Origin of the sequence: Bacillus atrophaeus (assembly GCF_039519175.1) — a bacterium.
In the GTDB taxonomy this organism is placed as follows: Bacteria; Bacillota; Bacilli; order Bacillales; family Bacillaceae; genus Bacillus; species Bacillus atrophaeus.
In genome coordinates this window covers 1,145,358-1,163,350 of sequence record NZ_CP154443.1, presented here as the reverse complement: position 1 = coordinate 1,163,350, position 17,993 = coordinate 1,145,358, and the positions used below count along the sequence as shown (strand labels likewise).

At 40.4% G+C, this 17,993-nt stretch carries 12 protein-coding genes, 4 pseudogenes and 1 riboswitch; of the genes and pseudogenes, 4 read left to right on the top strand and 12 right to left on the bottom strand.

Translation table 11 applies throughout. From position 1 onward, the window contains the following. Positions 1-438 precede the first annotated feature (438 nt). Positions 439-591, bottom strand: a pseudogene (locus AAHT65_RS05970) (fructose-bisphosphatase class III); the annotation flags it as partial. Positions 592-597: 6 nt separating this feature from the next. On the opposite strand from AAHT65_RS05970, the pseudogene rlmH reads away from it, so the two are divergent. Then, a pseudogene (gene rlmH / locus AAHT65_RS05965) lies at positions 598-903 on the top strand (23S rRNA (pseudouridine(1915)-N(3))-methyltransferase RlmH); the annotation flags it as partial. Positions 904-1,075: 172 nt separating this feature from the next. Here rlmH and AAHT65_RS05960 read toward each other — a convergent pair. From AAHT65_RS05960 to fbp, 3 genes are all read right to left on the bottom strand, one after another. Beyond that, on the bottom strand, positions 1,076-1,630 hold the full coding sequence (locus AAHT65_RS05960; RefSeq protein ID WP_253295022.1) for a DUF421 domain-containing protein: 555 nt from the start codon (positions 1,628-1,630) through the stop codon (positions 1,076-1,078). A gap of 79 nt (positions 1,631-1,709) precedes the next feature. Next, entirely contained in the window at positions 1,710-3,023 is a 1,314-nt protein-coding gene (locus AAHT65_RS05955) for a voltage-gated chloride channel family protein (RefSeq protein ID WP_343311138.1), read from the bottom strand. 778 nt (positions 3,024-3,801) lie between these two features. Next, positions 3,802-5,727, bottom strand: coding sequence for a fructose-1,6-bisphosphatase (gene fbp, locus AAHT65_RS05950; protein ID WP_343311137.1), 1,926 nt, complete (start codon positions 5,725-5,727; stop codon positions 3,802-3,804). Positions 5,728-6,244: 517 nt separating this feature from the next. Between fbp and AAHT65_RS05945 the strand changes: the two genes are divergently transcribed. Beyond that, the gene (locus AAHT65_RS05945; RefSeq protein WP_343311136.1) at positions 6,245-6,874 is read left to right on the top strand and encodes an ATP-binding cassette domain-containing protein; all 630 of its coding nucleotides are present in this window, start codon (positions 6,245-6,247) and stop codon (positions 6,872-6,874) included. A gap of 20 nt (positions 6,875-6,894) precedes the next feature. Continuing rightward, a complete protein-coding gene (locus AAHT65_RS05940) occupies positions 6,895-7,617 on the top strand; it encodes a peptide ABC transporter permease (RefSeq protein ID WP_343311135.1) in 723 nt (240 codons plus the stop codon). Positions 7,618-7,699: 82 nt separating this feature from the next. Here the strand turns inward: AAHT65_RS05940 and AAHT65_RS05935 are convergent. Next, positions 7,700-7,854, bottom strand: a pseudogene (locus AAHT65_RS05935) (hypothetical protein). Positions 7,855-7,868: 14 nt separating this feature from the next. Further along, positions 7,869-8,141, bottom strand: a pseudogene (locus AAHT65_RS05930) (Pathogenicity island protein); the annotation flags it as partial. Positions 8,142-8,545: 404 nt separating this feature from the next. Then, positions 8,546-8,626: riboswitch (glycine riboswitch) on the top strand. Between the two features lie 151 nt (positions 8,627-8,777). On the opposite strand from AAHT65_RS05930, the gene AAHT65_RS05925 reads away from it, so the two are divergent. Further along, positions 8,778-10,130, top strand: coding sequence for an amino acid permease (locus AAHT65_RS05925; protein ID WP_094233080.1), 1,353 nt, complete (start codon positions 8,778-8,780; stop codon positions 10,128-10,130). 253 nt (positions 10,131-10,383) lie between these two features. Here the strand turns inward: AAHT65_RS05925 and ahpF are convergent, their stop codons facing one another. From ahpF to AAHT65_RS05895, 6 genes are all read right to left on the bottom strand, one after another. Next, entirely contained in the window at positions 10,384-11,913 is a 1,530-nt protein-coding gene (gene ahpF, locus AAHT65_RS05920; protein WP_343311134.1) for an alkyl hydroperoxide reductase subunit F, read from the bottom strand. 13 nt (positions 11,914-11,926) lie between these two features. Beyond that, a complete protein-coding gene (gene ahpC, locus AAHT65_RS05915; protein WP_003326173.1) occupies positions 11,927-12,490 on the bottom strand; it encodes an alkyl hydroperoxide reductase subunit C in 564 nt (187 codons plus the stop codon). 425 nt (positions 12,491-12,915) lie between these two features. Further along, on the bottom strand, positions 12,916-14,319 hold the full coding sequence (gene gnd / locus AAHT65_RS05910; RefSeq protein ID WP_343311133.1) for a decarboxylating NADP(+)-dependent phosphogluconate dehydrogenase: 1,404 nt from the start codon (positions 14,317-14,319) through the stop codon (positions 12,916-12,918). Positions 14,320-14,342: 23 nt separating this feature from the next. Continuing rightward, entirely contained in the window at positions 14,343-15,689 is a 1,347-nt protein-coding gene (gntP, locus tag AAHT65_RS05905) for a gluconate permease GntP (protein WP_010790481.1), read from the bottom strand. A gap of 23 nt (positions 15,690-15,712) precedes the next feature. Further along, complete coding sequence (gene gntK, locus AAHT65_RS05900; protein WP_199680008.1) at positions 15,713-17,254, bottom strand: gluconokinase; 1,542 nt, start codon at positions 17,252-17,254, stop codon at positions 15,713-15,715. After that, positions 17,247-17,978, bottom strand: a complete 732-nt coding sequence (locus AAHT65_RS05895; RefSeq protein WP_343311132.1) for a GntR family transcriptional regulator — start codon at positions 17,976-17,978, stop codon at positions 17,247-17,249. Before AAHT65_RS05895 ends, gntK begins: the two co-directional genes overlap by 8 nt. Positions 17,979-17,993: the final 15 nt, after the last annotated feature.

Sequence of the window (17,993 nt, the reverse complement as noted above, 5' to 3'; positions counted from 1 at the left end):
AATCAAGATCGAATTGAATTTTTTAACGACTCTTGAACATCTTTTTATTTGCTCAATCGTAATTTTGATTAATTAGAAGTTGAAACGTTGAGAATTTGATCTAATATATGACTTCGAGTAGTCAAGTTGTATGATTTAAGGTTCTATTATCATCAAAAGTCTATAACTTGAAGAAGTAGCACCGGCTCTAACGCAACAGCAAATGGATAAACATGCTCGAAAATTGTATCGCAGACCCTATTAAAGAAGTGCGCACTTCCCTTCAAAACACAGCGTCTGTTCCGGCTTCGATCTTTCTTTTTCCGTCGTCCAATATTTAGTATTGTATTATTTACGCCCATGAATGAGTAGATAACGAGATTTGTTAGCAATTTGCTGTGCTAAATGAGAAACAATAAAAAAGAGTCCAGAGAATGTCCCCTCTGAACCCCATATCCCTCACTTCATATACCGATATTCCCGCAAACTCTCCAAAATAGCAACTTCCTGCAGCAGTTCCTCACCAACATTCGTTTCCTTTACTTTCTTTCGCTCAAGCTCTTTATTCAATAATCGTTTCACCGTTAAGACATCGGTTCCGGTGCTTAGGACTTATGCGAAGGCGACCGCATCTTATCAAAAATCAGCCCCGACGCCCACGTCATCACCCTCGCCATCGAAGGAAAAATGAAAACATCCGAAGAACTAGCCGATACAATAGATAAGCTGGCTACTTATGGAAAGAGCAAAGTCACCTTCGTCATCGGCGGATCACTCGGATTGAGTGACGCGGTGATGAAGCGAGCGGATGAAAAGCTGTCGTTCTCGAAAATGACGTTTCCTCATCAGTTGATGCGGTTGATTCTGGTAGAGCAGATTTATCGGGCTTTTCGGATTAATCGTGGGGAGCCTTATCATAGGTAAATGAGGAATGAGAAGGGTAAATTTAGCTGAGGGTAATCTGTGCAGTTGGTTTTTAAATGCTTAGAAATTGACATAACAGGAAAACAATATTCCGTTTTCCTGTTTTATCTCCAAGAGGAAAGACGCGATCGAACTCCAAATCACATTCAAGTTGAAATATTTATAATTGCTCTTAATCCAGATTCTCTTTAGGTTTTTCTTTATGTTTTCTGTTTTTGACCTCAGTAAATATGTTATCTGACACGATTGTTTGAGTTTTTGATGTTCCATTCTGAGGATGAGATTGGTTTGATTCAATCAGCGATTTGAGCATCTGAATATCCTCCTTAGTAGCATATTGTTTATCAGACTTTAAGATATACCCTAACTGACCGTTCGGTTCTATTGTAGCCCATTGTAAGTCAGTAAAATGCTGAATGTTCTGCTGCCTCATTCGTACTTCAAGCATATCAACAGTTAACCGCAGTTTTTTTAAATTGCTTTCATTAACTTGGCCGTTTTCGACTACTAGAAGTGATTTTCCATAAACAAATGTCTCAAAAACATTGTATTTCAAAGCGATATACTCAATAAAAAGAAGTGTAATTACCATCAAAAATGTAATCACCATTGTAATCCAGATGTTCCTGTCACCCACAGGTTGAATAATCAATGATCCGACTGCTATCATCATGACAGTCTGAGCTACCGTAAGCTGTGAGATTGATTTTCTTCCTGCTAACCTCAAAATTATGACTCCTCCTACGACAACGACAATAGCTTTCCATATGAAGTGAAAATCCATAAGCAATCCCCTTTCCGAACAATCAATTTTGTTTAGTGCTTTTTTTCCTTTTTTCTACATTTTCTATGGTTTCTCCTTGGGGAAGATTATATAACCTGCTCTTAGGATCATATATTTTCTGAGAAGGCCAGAGCCCATGATGTCCTGAGAATAGATAGCTGACTAAACAAGCAACAAAAAAGTACTCTAACCCTTTCCCATCAAACATCTCCATTGCCAGCAGGAAAGCAGCTATAGGAGTATTCGCGCCTCCGCAAAAAACCGCGATTAAGCCTAAAGCGGCGAGAAATGACATAGGTAAGTCAATGAACGTGTGTAAGGCATTACCTAATGTTGCCCCGATAAAAAATAAAGGGATGGCTTCCCCGCCGACAAAGCCGCTCCCTAGGGTTACCGCAGTAAATACCAGCTTGGCCAGGAAAGCAAAAGGCGGCACCTCTTCTGAAAAAGATTGTTGCAGCATTTGTAATCCCCGGCCATTGTAGTCTTGTGAACCAACAATTAAAGTTAATCCCACAATGACAATTCCTCCAAAGAAGGCTCTTTTCATATGATTTTTCTTAAAAAGTTTCTCAGAGAAATTTTGTATTCCGTGCCTCAACTGACAGTAGAAAACACTTATCAGGCTAAAAATGACTGCTATAAGAATAACTTTTAAAAACGTAATAGATGATATTTCCGGTACGGTTTGTATAATAAATTCTTCGTGTTTATGTCCCCAAGCTGCTGTAGTTATATAGTGACCAACAAAGCTAGCCACAAGACAAGGAACAAGTGCTTCAAATTTCAGCTTTCCTAAAGCCGCCATTTCCATGCCAAAAACAGCACCAGTTATGGGTGCTCCAAAGGCAGCCCCAAAACCAGCACTTATACCGCTTATAATTAAAATTTTCTTGTCGAATCTGTTTACCTTAAAAAATTTGTTGACCGCTGCAGCTACACTTCCTCCCATTTGGACAGCTGCACCTTCTCTTCCTGTTGAACCGCCAAAAAGGACCGTGATAAAAGTCCCGAAATAGACGATAGGTCCCATTCTCCGCGGAACCTCTTTTTTTCTATGAACTGAGTCTATCACGAGATTATTTAATTCAGCAGTGTCATTCAAAGTATTATTCAAAAATACCTTTCCGTATTTCATATATATGTATCCTATGATAATTCCTCCAAAGGGGAGAAGGAAGATAAGCCAATCTCTTTTTGCTCGTATATCATCTCCTAGATAATCATTTGTCTCTAAAAGAAAATTTGTTGTCGAACCGACAACTATACCAATTATGCTTCCAAAGAAAACCCATTGACCAAGAATTGAAAAAAAGTTTTTATACTTTAACTGCATTTACCAATTCACCTCATTTCAAATCTTTTAGGAATATCTTTTCTATTTTTGCCCATTGTATTAAAATTATTATAATAAGTATTGAATAACCAATTATGTAAAAAAGGATTAAATCCATAAATTCGATTTAATAAAGGCCGTTTTACACCAACCTAAAAATCTTCATTTAGATTTATCACGAAGAACCGTACCATAAATAAGGTGGTTTTTATTGTCTGGCACGGGTAATGGCTGTGAAAAATCAGCGTTATCCGTTACACGCTATAGCTTGTATATAAGTATAAAGGTCTTGGATATGTTGACTTCTGTAAAATCAAAAACGAATTATTTTTATTAATCACTCTTACACGTCCTTTTGTTTCTCAATCGAAATTTTATTAATAAGAAGCTGAACTTATATTGTTTGGTATTTCTTGAAGTACCCTTAACTATTACGAGAAGTTGATCTAATATGACTTTGATTAGTTCAGGTTGTATGATTTAAGGTTCTATTATCATCAAAAGTCTTAAACGAGAAGAAGTATGCATCGGCTCCTATCCTTCTTTATCATGTTTATAAATAATGTCATGATAATCTTCTTTGGGAGTTGGTTGATAGCGGATCATTTAACTTTTTCATATTTGTGTTCGTAAAAATAACGTCCTCTTATATTTGTATTGGTATTATTTACGTACTAGCGAACGAGCAGATAACCAGACCTTGTTAGCAATTTGCTGTGCTAAATGAGAAACCATAAAAAAGAGTCCAGAGAATGTCATCTCTGAACTCTATATTTCCTCACTTCATATACCGATACTCCCGCAAACTTTCCAAAATCGCAACTTCCTGCAGCAATTCCTCACCAACATTCGTTTCCTTCACTTTCTTCCGCTCAAGCTCTTTATCCACTAATCGTTTCACCGTTAAGACATCGGTTCCGGTGCTTAGGACTTCTGCCTTGGAGTTGAAGTGTTTATGGGCGACGAGCTGCATGCCGTAGGAATTGTATAACAGCGTGTAGCCGGCGATGCCTGTTGTGGATTGGTAGGCTTTGGAGAAGCCGCCGTCGATGACGATCATTTTTCCGTTTGCTTTGATTGGGTCTTCTCCTTCGATTTCTTTTACTGGTGTATGGCCGTTGATGATATGGCCATGATCTGGATTGAGGCCGAATTCTGCCAGGATGTTTCGGCAGGTTGCCTCGTCTTCGCGTAAATAATAATACGGGTTTTTCTTCTCTTTATGCGTTTCCTTCTCTTTGATGAAATACCGCTCAAATGTGGTCATTGCACGTTTTCCGAAGAGGGAGGAATACTCGCCTGTCCATAAATACCAGGCCATATCTGTCGCCAGATCATCGGTTTCTTCCGGGTGGGCAAACGCTTCCCGTAAGAACCGCTCAAATACATCGAGCAGCTCACGGCCCGCATACGGTTTATCCTCTATCATCATTGTTTCCATATTGCCGTTTTCATCGACAGGAATACAGCCATGAATTAACAGATTGCCGTTATATTTTAAATAAAGGCTGCCTTTTTTCATCATAAAATTCATATGGCGGCCCAGCTTTTCGGAATGCTGGACAGAGAATAGCAGCTTGTCCATGACTTCTGCTTCTTCTTCTAATAGCTCATCTGGCTGTTCCGGATTAATCGTTGCAAAGCAGGTGTTTTCCAGTTGATATGTTTTTCCATTCAGCGTGATTTCATTTTTATCATAATCAATCTTCTCTAGTAACAGCCGTTCCTCCATATTAAAGTTCGGCCGTCTCTTGATAATCGGACTCTCAAGCTTGAATTGGATCATCGCAATCGCTTGATGAATTTTTGTGATTTGCTTAATCTCAGCCTCTGGTCTGTTTTCGTCTGCTTTTGGACGGAAAGAAGGATTATCATCGTAATATTTTTCGGCAAGGTTCAGCAGCGGTCTCAAATTGATGCCGTACACGTCTTCAATAATATCCAAGTTGTCATAGCGGGCACAGATACGGATAATATTGGCCAAGCATACTTTGGAACCGGAATAGGCACCTATCCAAAGGACATCGTGATTGCCCCACTGAATATCCACAGAATGATAGTTGATCAGTTCTTCCATGATCTTATCCGGCTGCGGTCCGCGGTCGTAAATATCGCCGACAACATGAAGATGGTCGACCACCAATCGCTGAATGCTGTAAGCAAGACCGGTGACCAGCTTATCGGCCTGGCCAAGTGCAATGATCTGATCTGCGATTTCAGAGTAATATTGTTCTTTGTTGGCGGATTCCTCTGTTTTGTATAACAGCTCCTCAGTAATATAAGCAAACTGAGCAGGCAGTGCTTTGCGTAATTTGGAGCGGGTATACTTGGAGGAGCAATAAGAAACGAGCTTAATCATTCTGTTAATCGTTTCTTTATACCACTCGTTTAATGCTGCTTTCGTATCAAAGTCATGTTTGATTAACTTCAGTTTGTCTTCCGGATAATAGACTAATGCTGCTAATTCATCAATTTCTCTATCATAAATGACACCGCTGAAAATATCGCGTATCTTCTCTTTTACTCTTCCTGAACCATTACGCAGCACGTGCTGGAATGCCTGATACTCCCCGTGCAAATCACTGACAAAATGCTCGGTGCCTTTTGGCAGGTTCAGTATCGCTTTCAAATTAATGATTTCCGTTACCACTTTTTCTTCACAATCGTATTTTTGTGCGAGTAGATCTAGGTACTTGCTTTCCAAAATCGTCCATCCCCTTTTTAGAATAAACCCCTATTTATGAGCATTTGCATGATAAGGTGAATTTAAAAGTATGACATTATTTTTAATCATTGGACCCTTATACGATAGTAACGCATAACTCCTTTTAGAGACAATTAAAATGAGGGAAAGAGGGCCGAGATGAGCGAGATAAAGAAAAAGCAGAAAAAAGAGAGAAAGATTAAGGCGGCTAGAGCTAAAAAAATCTACGGAGGATGTTATTTAGTCGAGGGCTTAGGCTGAAAGGTTCAGTATCCTCTTTATTCTTGTTATCAATATGTATAGAGATGGTATTGACGATCCATTTATTTGGCTTGTTTGTCAATTATCTTGTAAAGAATTGCCTTAAGGAAACTGCCGTTGTTGTACATTGAGTGTTATATATTGTAAAATAGAGTAAAAGATCTCCAAATTAATCATCAAAAAACATTTCTTACAGTTCCGAACCGGAAACGAAAGAGGCACCTTGAAAATTCAAATATTTCCTAGGAGTATGTATATGAATATAGCGAACTATACTTTAAAAGTGAAAGGTAAAACGTTACTTCAGAACACGGACTTACATTTTTCGAATGGGAAAATCAATCATATAGTCGGAAAAAATGGAGTCGGTAAATCACAGCTTGCTAAAGACTTTTTATTAAATAATAGCAAACGAGTCGATAGAGATATTCGTCAAAATGTTTCTTTAATATCTAGCTCGTCGAATATACCTCATGATGTTTCTAAGGACTTTTTATTAAACTTTTTGAGTGAAAAGTTTGATGCAGAAATGATAAATAAGATTGCTCAATTACTTAATCTTGATAATATAGATGGTAAAGTTCTTATCAAAAATTTAAGTGATGGGCAAAAGCAAAAATTAAAATTGCTTAGCTTTTTACTAGAGGATAAAAATATTATTGTTTTAGATGAAATAACAAATTCATTAGACAAAAAAACGGTTATGGAAATTCATCGTTTTCTGAAAAAGTATATCCAGGAGAACCCAGAGAAGATTATCATTAATATTACACACGATTTGTCTGATTTAAAGGCGATAGATGGGGATAATTATATATTTCATGATCAAAAAATCCATAAATGTGATTCAGTGGAAAAGTTAATTGAAGTGTATATAAATGAGTAATGGAACAGTGGGGGCATAAGATGAAATTAGAGTTAAAAAAAAGTATGAGCAACAAAGTTTTTATTATATTAGGATCTATGGTCGTTTTTTTATTTTTACTGGGGTATTTTTTGCTTATTGGAATCGATAAAGTCAGCAATGTTACATCTGAGATGTTTTTCTTTAGCTCCTATACCGTTGCCACTCAATTTGGTTTGATGTTATTTTCATTTGTTATAGCTTTCTTTATCAATAGAGAGTATTCAAATAAAAATATTCTCTTTTATAAATTAATTGGAGAAAACATCTATACCTTCTTTTATAAAAAGATAGCTGTTTTATTTTTGGAATGTTTTGCGTTTATAGCGCTTAGTCTGCTCATCATATCGTTGATGTACCATGATTTTTCCCATTTTACATTAATGCTATTCTTATTTTCTGCAGTTATATTGCAGTATATTTTAATCATTGGAACCATAAGTATGTTAAGTTCTAATATATTAACTAGTATAGGTGTTAGTATAGTTTATTGGATTACTTCTGTTATTTTAGTAGCTATAAGCAATAAAACGTTTGGTTTTATTGCTCCTTTTGAGGCAGGTAACACCATGTACCACCGAATAGAAAGAGTGTTGCAATCTGATCATATGACACTTGGGATTAATGATATTTTATATATTTTTATATATTTAATTTCAATTATTATCATAAACGTAATTATTCTTCGATTTTCTAAAACTAGATGGATCAAAATGGGTATTTAACAAAAGGTAGCTACTTCACGTTGAAGTAGCTTTTTGTGTGTACGATATCATCCAGGTGACGTGCTGTGTCTTTTAGCTTTCATCAATTGTCTTTCACCATCTTCATAAAGAGAAAGAAGATAATGAATACGATAAAATAATTCATTGATTCTTAAAGATGCTCATATCGAGTGAAATCTGTAATAAAATCCATAGGACAAATATGGCTATTATTGAAGGAATGATGATTTTGTATATTTCGATCACCTTCTAGGATCACCATTTTTGTCAGTTGAACTTTTAGGGAGAACTTGCTCTTCGCCCGTTACATGATCTTTTAGTGTTGCATTACCTTCAGCGTCAATACGGACTTCTGCACGATCGAACGTCATCTTTAGCTCACTATTGTTGAGGTTTTCAACTTCATATGTAGCTTGGGATTCTGCGGCATCTGCAGCATTAGGTAAAACCAAGAGGGCTAAGGCACCTACTAGGAATACCAAGGCTGCCAGTTTACCTGTGGTTAGCTTCATTATGCTTTGCATAATTTATCCTCCTCCTTTGGTTGCCATACTAACAGAGACAATCCGCTTGTTAAACCCTTAAATTATTAAATAATGAAAAATGTGCTCATTCACGAATTGTTTCGGTATGAATGCTATATTTTCTTTCACCGAAGCATTTCCCTGATCACATTCTGAAAGTATGTTTCGTTTTTCTTCTTTTGAGTACCATCTTCCAGCCATGAAAAAACTCCCCCAAGGCAAACAGATTTTTTTCTTTTATCTAAAACTATTTTTTGATTAAATACTTCTAATTATGAAATAAAAATCACCATTGACAAACCACCCAATCCCTATTAAAATAAAAAGTTATCTGATAGTTGTTGTTTCTATCGAAAAAATTCAATAAGTAGCAAGCTATGATTGCTGTGGGTCACACTATAGCAGGAGCAGCTTCTGGAGAGACCGCGGAGATTCCGCGGCGCCGAAGGGTTCACAATCTCAGGCAAAAGGACAGAAGAGTACCGAATATGTATTTGTCGTGCTGATGATTGTCAGCGCACAAATATGATTTGTTATTCTTATGACCACGAGATTGGAGGACATCCAATCTCTTTTTTTTATGGGTTTTATTTATTGCTCGTCGTTTCACAATAAAGAGGTAAGGAGGAGTTTGATTTGGAACAGCGAGAATTAAAGAGGGACTTGTCCAATCGGCATGTACAGCTCATCGCCATTGGCGGGACGATTGGCACCGGTTTATTTTTAGGCTCCGGTAAGGCGATTCAATTGGCGGGTCCTTCTATCATCTTTGCGTATTTCATTGTAGGTATGGCGCTTTTTTTCGTGATGCGGGCGCTGGGAGAACTGCTGTTATCTAAAGCGGGGTATCAATCGTTAACAGATATTGCCGAGGAGTATCTGGGACCGCGGGCCTCGTTTGTCACCGGCTGGACTTACTGGTTTTGCTGGATTATGACGGCTATGGCGGATGTGATTGCCGTCGGTGTATATGTGAAATATTGGTTTGATATTCCGCAGTGGATCCCTGCACTTATCTGTTTACTCATTTTATTAGGGTTCAATCTATTAACGGTCAAGCTTTTTGGAGAATTGGAGTTTTGGTTTGCTTTAATAAAGGTCATTACGATTCTCGCATTAATTGTGATTGGTGTTATTTTGCTGGTGATCGGATTCAAGACCCACACAGGAACGGTTTCGGTTACAAATCTTTGGGAGCATGGCGGCTTGTTTCCAAACGGATTTTCAGGCTTTTTGCTTTCTTTCCAAATGGTGATCTTTGCATATGTCGGTGTGGAATTAGTAGGTGTATCGGCGGCGGAAACATCAAATCCGAAAAAAAATATTCCATCGGCTATTAATAAAATTCCTTTGCGGATTCTATTTTTCTACGTCGGCGCGCTTATCGTCCTATTATGTATTAACCCATGGACGGAATTGAATGCTGCCGAAAGTCCTTTTGTGAAAACCTTCAGCTTAGTCGGTATTCCGCTTGCTGCGGGTATCATTAATTTTGTTGTATTAACATCAGCCGCTTCTGCTTGTAACAGCGGGATGTTTTCAACAAGCCGGATTCTGTACAATTTAAGCAAAACGAAACAGGGCCCGGCCAATTTTGCGAAGCTGAATAAAAATCATGTGCCGAGTAACGCGTTATGGGTATCGGTTATTGTCCTCTCAGCGGGAGCTCTTTTAAGCAAACTGATACCGGAACAAGCTTTTGGCATCGTGACAACCATTAGCGCGATTTGTTTTATTTGGGTGTGGGGTGTGATTCTTGTTTGTCATATCAGATACAAGAAAACCTGTCCGCCATTACACTCAAGATCAACATTCAAAGCGCCATTTGCGCCGTTTATCAATTACGTTGTTCTGGCGCTGTTTGCTGTCATTCTCATGATTATGCTGTTTGCGGATGCAACTCGCCCGGCCTTGTTGCTGACTCCTCTATGGTTTATTTTATTATTTATTTTATATTGGACTAGAGGAAACAAAAAAAGAAGGACCTGATGAGTCATATTAAATGGTGATTCCTTAAATCTCTAATCATTAACAAGCCGGTGTACTGCATGCAGTATGCCGGCTTTATCTTTGGTTAGCCGCGTAATGGATTATTTAGAGCAGCAAGGATTTGTTGAGCTGGTGAGCAGAAGACCAAAAGCTTATAAAATCAGCGAGGATTGTTTAGAAGAAATACTGCCTTCTTAATTCAACGCAGACATATCAAAAAAGCCGCCAATCAGGTAATATGGCGGCTTTTGTATTAATTGCGGATCAAATAATCAAACGCGCCTAAAGCGGCACTTGCACCTGATCCCATCGAAATAATAATTTGGTTATAAGGACCGTCTGTACAGTCACCGGCAGCGAATAAACCAGGAACGCTTGTTGCGCCGCGTTTGTCGACTGCGATTTCGCCGATGCGGTTGCGTTCAACGGTTTCGTCTAACCATTCAGTGTTTGGCACGAGACCGATTTGGACGAATACACCTTGGAGTTCAACGTGTTTTTCTTCGCCTGTTTCGCGGTCTACGTATGTGATGCCGTTTACGCTCTGATCGCCTGTGATTTCTTTTGTTTGTACGTTTTTTAGTACAGTGACGTTTGGCAGGCTGTAGAGACGTTTTTGCAAGACTTCGTCTGCCTTCAGTTCCGGCGCGAACTCTAGCACAGTGACGTGATTGACAATACCTGCAAGATCAATCGCTGCTTCGATACCAGAGTTTCCGCCGCCGATAACAGCTACGTCTTTGCCTTCAAACAATGGGCCATCACAGTGCGGGCAGTAAGCGACACCTTTGTTTTTGAACTCTTGTTCACCAGGTACGTTGACATTGCGCCAGCGGGCACCTGTTGAAAGGATGACTGTTTTACTTTTTAGGACAGCACCGTTTTCGAGTTCAAGTTCGAACAGATCTTTTTTCTCAAGTCGTTTTGCGCGCTGAAGGTTCATGACATCAATATCATATTCCTTCACGTGCTCTTCAAGACTTGCAGCAAGCTTCGGTCCTTCAGTTGCTTTTACGCTGATGAAGTTTTCGATGCTCATGGTGTCGAGAACCTGTCCGCCAAAGCGTTCAGCGACAACACCTGTGCGGATTCCTTTACGAGCCGTGTAAATGGCTGCACTTGCGCCGGCAGGTCCGCCGCCGACAACAAGAACGTCGTAAGGATCTTTGTCAGCAAACTCAGATGCATCTGCGCCGCTGCCCATTTTCGCAAGAATCTCTTCGAGGGTCATACGTCCGCTTCCGAAAGTTTCGCCATTCAAGTAAACAGTTGGCACTGCCATGACGTTTTTGGTTTCGACTTCTTCTTTAAACGCCGCACCGTCAATCATGGTGTGAGTGATGTTCGGGTTCAGCACGCTCATCATGTTTAATGCTTGTACAACATCAGGGCAGTTGTGGCATGTCAGGCTGATATAAGATTCAAAGCGGTACTCACCGCTGATCTTCTTCACCTGATCAATGACCTTCTGATCTACCTTAGGCGGTCTGCCGCTCACTTGCAGCAATGCCAACACTAAAGAAGTGAATTCGTGTCCAAGAGGAATACCGGCGAAAGTGACGCCAGTGTCTTCTCCGACGCGATTCACGCTGAAGCTTGGCGTTCTGTTCAATTCAGCTTTTTCAACAGTGATTTTCGATGACATGGAAGCCAGCTCATCAATGAGAGCCAGCATATCCTTAGAGGTGTCATCTTCACCTGCGCTCACTTTGAGAACAATGTCATTCTCAATTAGCTGCATGTATTGATTTAATTGTGCTTTGATATTTGCTTCAAGTACCAATGGAATGCACTCCTTAGATTTTACCTACTAGGTCAAGGCTTGGTGTAAGTGTTTCAGAACCTTCTTCCCATTTAGCCGGGCAAACTTCGCCTGGGTTTTGACGAACATATTGAGCTGCTTTTACTTTGTTTACTAGGTTGCTTGCGTCACGGCCGATACCGCCTGCATTGATTTCAACAGTTTGGATTACGCCATCCGGATCGATGATGAATGTACCGCGGTCAGCAAGACCTTCTTCTTCGTTAAGTACATCAAAGTTACGAGAGATCGTTTGAGATGGGTCACCGATCATAGCGTAAGTGATTTTGCCGATTTTTTCAGAGCTGTCATGCCAGCCTTTGTGTACGAAGTGAGTATCTGTAGAAACAGAGTATACTTCAACACCAAGTTCTTTTAGGGCTGCGTATTGGTTTTGAAGATCTTCAAGTTCAGTCGGACATACGAAAGAGAAATCTGCTGGGTAGAAGCAGAATACGCTCCATTGACCTTTTAGGCTTTCGTTTGTTACATCGATGAATTCACCGTTTTTGTAAGCTTTCGCTGCGAATGGTTGTACTTCTTTTCCAATTAGAGACATAATTTATGTTCCTCCTAAATGTGATTTTGAGAATATTAAAAAGCATAAAGTATAAACTTTAGCTTTCAATAATAATTCTAATTATATATGAATTATTAAATAACATTTATTTTTTGTCAAGGGGAAACACCTAGATTATTTTTGCTTTTTGTACTTATGACGAGGAAATGCTGGTAATGATTGGTCTATTTTGTTCTATCAAGGATGTTGAAATTTATCATGGCTTATTCTCAATTAGAAGTGACATTGGGGTGTGAAAATGCAGTTTGATCACTTTCGCCGTACTTGAAAATAAGAAAAAATGATTGAACGTGTCTTTGCCGAAATGAAGTCGGAAGAGAAGTTTTTTTCACCTCCATGAATTTAAAAAAGCTGGCAAACTGGACCTTTTTAAGTCCGGTTTGCCAGCTTTTGTTACATACTCTTCATGACCATTCCGTATGAAAAAACCCATCCATATCCGTCCGTTCATACGTATGAGCACCAAAGTAATCACGCTGAGCCTGTAATATATTCGCGTTGGAACGTCCTGTGCGGTAGCCATCGTAATAAGATAGAGCCGTACTCAAGCATGGGAACGAGATGCCGGCGTTGATTCCTTCACACACCACTTTTCTCAGGCCTGTTTGGTAGGCTTTGAGCTTTTCTGAGAAATATGGTGCGATGAGCAGGTTTGGTAGGTCCGGTTGTTCTTGGAATGCTTCGCTGATGATGTTTAGAAATTCTGCACGTATGATGCAGCCGCCGCGGAAAATAAGGGCGATGTCTTTTAACGGCAAGTCATACCCGTAAAGCTCAGACGTCATTTTGTATTGAGCAAAGCCTTGTGCGTAGGCGCATACTTTTCCCATGTATAAGGCTTGTCTCACGTAATCAATCCACAGGTTTTTATCGAAGTGCTTTTCTTCGGTCTCTGGACCGGCTAAGATTTGTTCAGCCGCAACCCGTTCATCTTTTAATGCAGATAGGTAACGGGCGAACAGTGATTCCGTGATAATGGATGACGGAATGCCGTTATCAATAGCTTGCATACTCGTCCATTTTCCTGTGCCTTTTTGGCCTGCTTTATCAAGAATGACATCGATCAGCGGGGCGTCTGTCCGTTCATCTTTTTTCCTTAAAATCTCTGCTGTGATTTCGATTAAATAGCTTTTCAGTTCACCTTGATTCCATTCTTCAAAAATGTCAGCGATTTCATTGAGCGGCAGACGCAATGTGTCTCTTAGAAATGTATAGGCTTCTGCGATCAGCTGCATGTCTGCATACTCAATCCCGTTGTGCACCATTTTTACAAAATGACCCGATCCTTTTGGTCCGATATACACACAGCAAGGGTCATCTCCTACTTGTGCTGCTATTTTAGTCAGGATGGGAGCGGCTTTTTCATAGACATCTTGATCTCCGCCAGGCATGATGGATGGGCCTTTTAAAGCGCCGACCTCGCCGCCGGAAATGCCGATTCCTAAATAGCCGATTCCCTTCTCTTTTAACTGATCATATCTTTGTTCCGTTTCGTTGTAGTGAGAGTTTCCGCCATCCATGATGACATCGCCTTTTTCAAGCAAAGGAATCAGCGAATGGATTACGGAATCTACCGGTTTGCCCGCAGTCACCATCAGAAAGATTTTTCTTGGTGTTTCTAACGATTGAACAAAATCCTGAAGGTCATAGTACGGATTGACAGACTGTCCGTCAAGCTTCTGTACGAGCTGGTCCGTTAAATCCCTCGTGTAATTATAGACGGCGACCCGTTCCCCTTTACTGGCCATGTTTAAGGCGATATTGCTGCCCATCACGCCTAAGCCTATGACACCAATTGTATTGAACATGTATTACAGCTCCTTCATCAATTTCATACAAATACACTGAGTAATAAAATAAACCCTAATCCTGCAACTGAAATAATCGTTTCCAGTAATGTCCATGTTGCGAATGTTTCTTTCATGCTTAAACCAAAATACTCTTTGAACATCCAGAAGCCTGCGTCATTGACGTGTGAAGCGATGACGCTTCCCGCGCCGGTTGCAAGCACCACTAATGCAAGATTGGCATCGGACTGTCCCAGCAATGGAATCACAAGTCCCGTTGTGCTTAATGCAGCAACGGTGGCTGATCCTAAGGAAATACGCAGGATCGCCGCGATAAGCCAGGCAAGTAAGATAGGCGATAAAGCCGTTTCTTTGAATAAATCGGCTACGTAGTCGCCGACACCGCCGTTAATTAATACTTGTTTGAAGGCGCCGCCGCCTCCGATGATCAAGAGCATCATTCCAATTTGTGTGATGGCTGTTGAACAAGAGTCCATCACGGTTTTGATTGGAATGTTACGTGCAATTCCCATTGTATAGACAGCTACTAATAAGGAGATGACCATGGCAGTCGATGCATTCCCGATCAAACGGATGAATGCCAGTGCACCGTTATCCGCAAATCCTATTGTTTCTTGAAGCAAATCGATAATCGTAGCGATCGACATGATGATAATTGGAAGCATCGCTGTAAATACACTGATTCCAAAGCTTGGTGTCTCCTCAAGCTTGAATGTTTTTTGTGTGCCTAGTGACGAAATATTTCCGGTTTTTGCAAATGACTCAGGGACTAGTTTTTTAGCGAGCTTTGTAAACAAAGGCCCTGCGATAAGCACCGTCGGAACAGCGATGATGAAGCCGTACAATAACACTTCACCGATGTTTGCACCGTACTCTCCGGCGATCGCCGTTGGTCCCGGGTGCGGAGGCAGGAAGCCGTGTGTGACGGATAGCGCCGCGACCATCGGAATACCGAGGAATAAGATAGAAATCTTTATTTCTCTTGAAATCGCAAATACGATCGGAATTAATAGGACCAAACCAACTTCAAAGAATAAAGCAATACCGATAATGAATGAGGCAATGACGACTGCCCATTGAATATTTTTTTCACCGAATTTGTTGACGAGCGTCATCGCAATACGCTGTGCGCCGCCTGAATCTGCGATCAGCTTGCCCAGCATGGCGCCGAGTCCGAAGATTAATGCGATGTGCCCGAGTGTTCCGCCTATTCCTTCTTCGATGGAGCTGACGATTTTATCAAATGGCATTCCAAGTGTTAACGCAACGCCGAACGATACGACAATTAAGGAAATAAATGTATTTAATTTTAAGCCCATAATCAAAAATAGTAATGCTAAGATTCCAATTGCGACAATTATTAACGGCATGAATGACGCCTCCCCTTCATTATCTATTTGTGTGTGATTAAGCCTCTTTGATAATTTGCAATTTGTGTATATTCATTTTCTAATGCCCTAGATAAATTAATGAATATCGGCATTAATGTTCTATACTCTTTGGCTGATTCTTCTTTTGGCGTATGTCTGTAAGTGCTTCCGACCATGTCAGAAACGACATCAAACGACTCGATTTTTCCTGTAGCGTACAGGCCTAGGAGGCAGGCACCGAGACATGAGCTTTCGTAGCTTTCCGGAACGACTACTTCGGATTCGAATATATCCGACATCATTTGACGCCAAACCTCAGATCTTGCAAAGCCCCCAGTCGCTTGAATCCGTGTAACAGGACCGTCCATGCATTCCGTTAACGCTAAAAAGACAGTGTATAAATTGTAAATGACGCCTTCCAATGCCGCTCGAATCATATGTTCTTTTTTATGGGACATAGTCAGACCGAAAAATGAGCCGCGTACATCAGGATTCCATAAAGGAGCACGTTCACCGGCGAGGTATGGATGGAACAGTAATCCATCAGCACCCGGTCTTACACGTTCGGCAATTTTGGTCAGCACATCATACGGATCAATTCCGAGTCTTGTCGCTGTTTCGATTTCTGAAGAAGCAAATTCATCCCTGATCCAGCGAAGAACGATTCCGCCATTGTTAACCGGTCCGCCGATGACCCAATGATTTTCCGTTAAGGCGTAGCAGAAAATTCTCCCCTTTTCATCCGTTTGCGGCTGGTCAATAATTGTCCGAATCGCACCGCTTGTCCCGATTGTGACGGCGATTTCGCCTTTTTTAATCGCGTTGACGCCGAGGTTAGACAACACGCCGTCGCTTGCGCCAATGACAAAAGGTGTTTTCGGGTCGATTCCCATCTGTTTCGCTAATTCCGGGCTGCAGTTATGAAAAATCTCGGTTGTTGGCACTAGTTTAGATAAATGATCCGTTGTAATACCTGCGATTTTTAATGCTTCTTCGTCCCAATCCAAGTCTTTGAGATTCATCATCCCCATCGCTGAAGCTAGAGAATAATCGACGACATATTCATCAAATAGCTTTTTAAAAATAAATTCTTTAATCCCTATATATTTTTTTGCTTTGGAAGCGATTTCAGGTCGGTCATTCGTGATCCAGGCAATTTTGCTTAACGGTGCCATGGGGTGAATGGGTGTTCCTGTCCGTTTGTAGACTTCATGCCCGTTTAATTCATCTTTAATCTTATGCGCCCAGCCTTCGCTTCGGTTATCCGCCCACGTGATGCACGGCGTTAGCGGCTGATCGTTTTCATCCATGGCAATGACGCTGTGCATGGCGCTGCTGAATGAAATAAATGAGATCTTTTTTTGTGAATGCTGTTGCATGATTTTTGCGGTTGAGAGTATCACAGCCTGAAAAATCTCTTCCGGGTTTTGTTCAGCTGTCGATATGTCGGGTGTATGAAGCGGGTATCCGATACTTTCTTTTTGTATCACTACCCCATTTTCATTGAATAACACAGCCTTCGTACTTGTCGTGCCGATATCTATTCCTAACATATAATTAGTCATTTTTTTGTTCAGCTCCTTTAGCCAGCATTTGTTGCGACAACCAAAGGTCGTCTACTTTCTCTTGAACATCATCAAAGTTCTGGTGCAGAGATTGAATCATCAGCGCCCTATCCTTTGTTTTGATCGCTTGAATATAAAGCTCATGGTTATCTAAAATCCTTGAGAAGTCTTCATATTTTTCCTTTAATCGCATGCGCATCGATAAAAGAATGAAGCTTTCCATCACAGGTTTTAGATTGTTCCATATCATCAGAATGTATGAATGATCAATGGCGCGAACAATCGTTTCGTGAAATAACACATCTTGATAAGAGAACTCATCCGCGTCCTCATATTTTATGGAGACTTTCATCATTTCAAGAATTTTACTAAGATCTTTTACCAATAGATCGGTGTCTATTTTGACAAGCCGTTCAAATACAAACGTTTCTATGAGTAAACGCACATCATAAATTTCTGCTATTTCTTTTTCAGTTAAACCAATTACAACTGCTCCCATTCGTTCTAAACGGATGATTTTTTCGGATGCCAGTATTTTCAAAGCCTCGCGAACGGGCGACCGGCTCACTGAAAAGTCTGCGGCGATTGTATTTTCTGATATTATGGTACCGCTTTCAATCAACCCGGAAATAATACGCATCCTAAGCTCGCAAGCTACACGAACACCGGTTGAAGCTTTTGAGAGCCACTTTTCGGGATACAACAGATCCTTGGAGTCGAGCATAAACTCACCTTCCTG

Bases quoted from the DNA above. Each gene is read 5' to 3' on its own strand.
- gntK (WP_199680008.1), bottom strand. From the start codon at position 17,254: ATGACTAATTATATGTTAGGAATAGATATCGGCACGACAAGTACGAAG.
- gntP (WP_010790481.1), bottom strand. From the start codon at position 15,689: ATGCCGTTAATAATTGTCGCAATTGGAATCTTAGCATTACTATTTTTG.
- AAHT65_RS05940 (WP_343311135.1), top strand. From the start codon at position 6,895: ATGAAATTAGAGTTAAAAAAAAGTATGAGCAACAAAGTTTTTATTATA.
- AAHT65_RS05945 (WP_343311136.1), top strand. From the start codon at position 6,245: ATGAATATAGCGAACTATACTTTAAAAGTGAAAGGTAAAACGTTACTT.
- ahpC (WP_003326173.1), bottom strand. From the start codon at position 12,490: ATGTCTCTAATTGGAAAAGAAGTACAACCATTCGCAGCGAAAGCTTAC.
- AAHT65_RS05955 (WP_343311138.1), bottom strand. From the start codon at position 3,023: ATGCAGTTAAAGTATAAAAACTTTTTTTCAATTCTTGGTCAATGGGTT.
- gnd (WP_343311133.1), bottom strand. From the start codon at position 14,319: ATGTTCAATACAATTGGTGTCATAGGCTTAGGCGTGATGGGCAGCAAT.
- AAHT65_RS05895 (WP_343311132.1), bottom strand. From the start codon at position 17,978: ATGCTCGACTCCAAGGATCTGTTGTATCCCGAAAAGTGGCTCTCAAAA.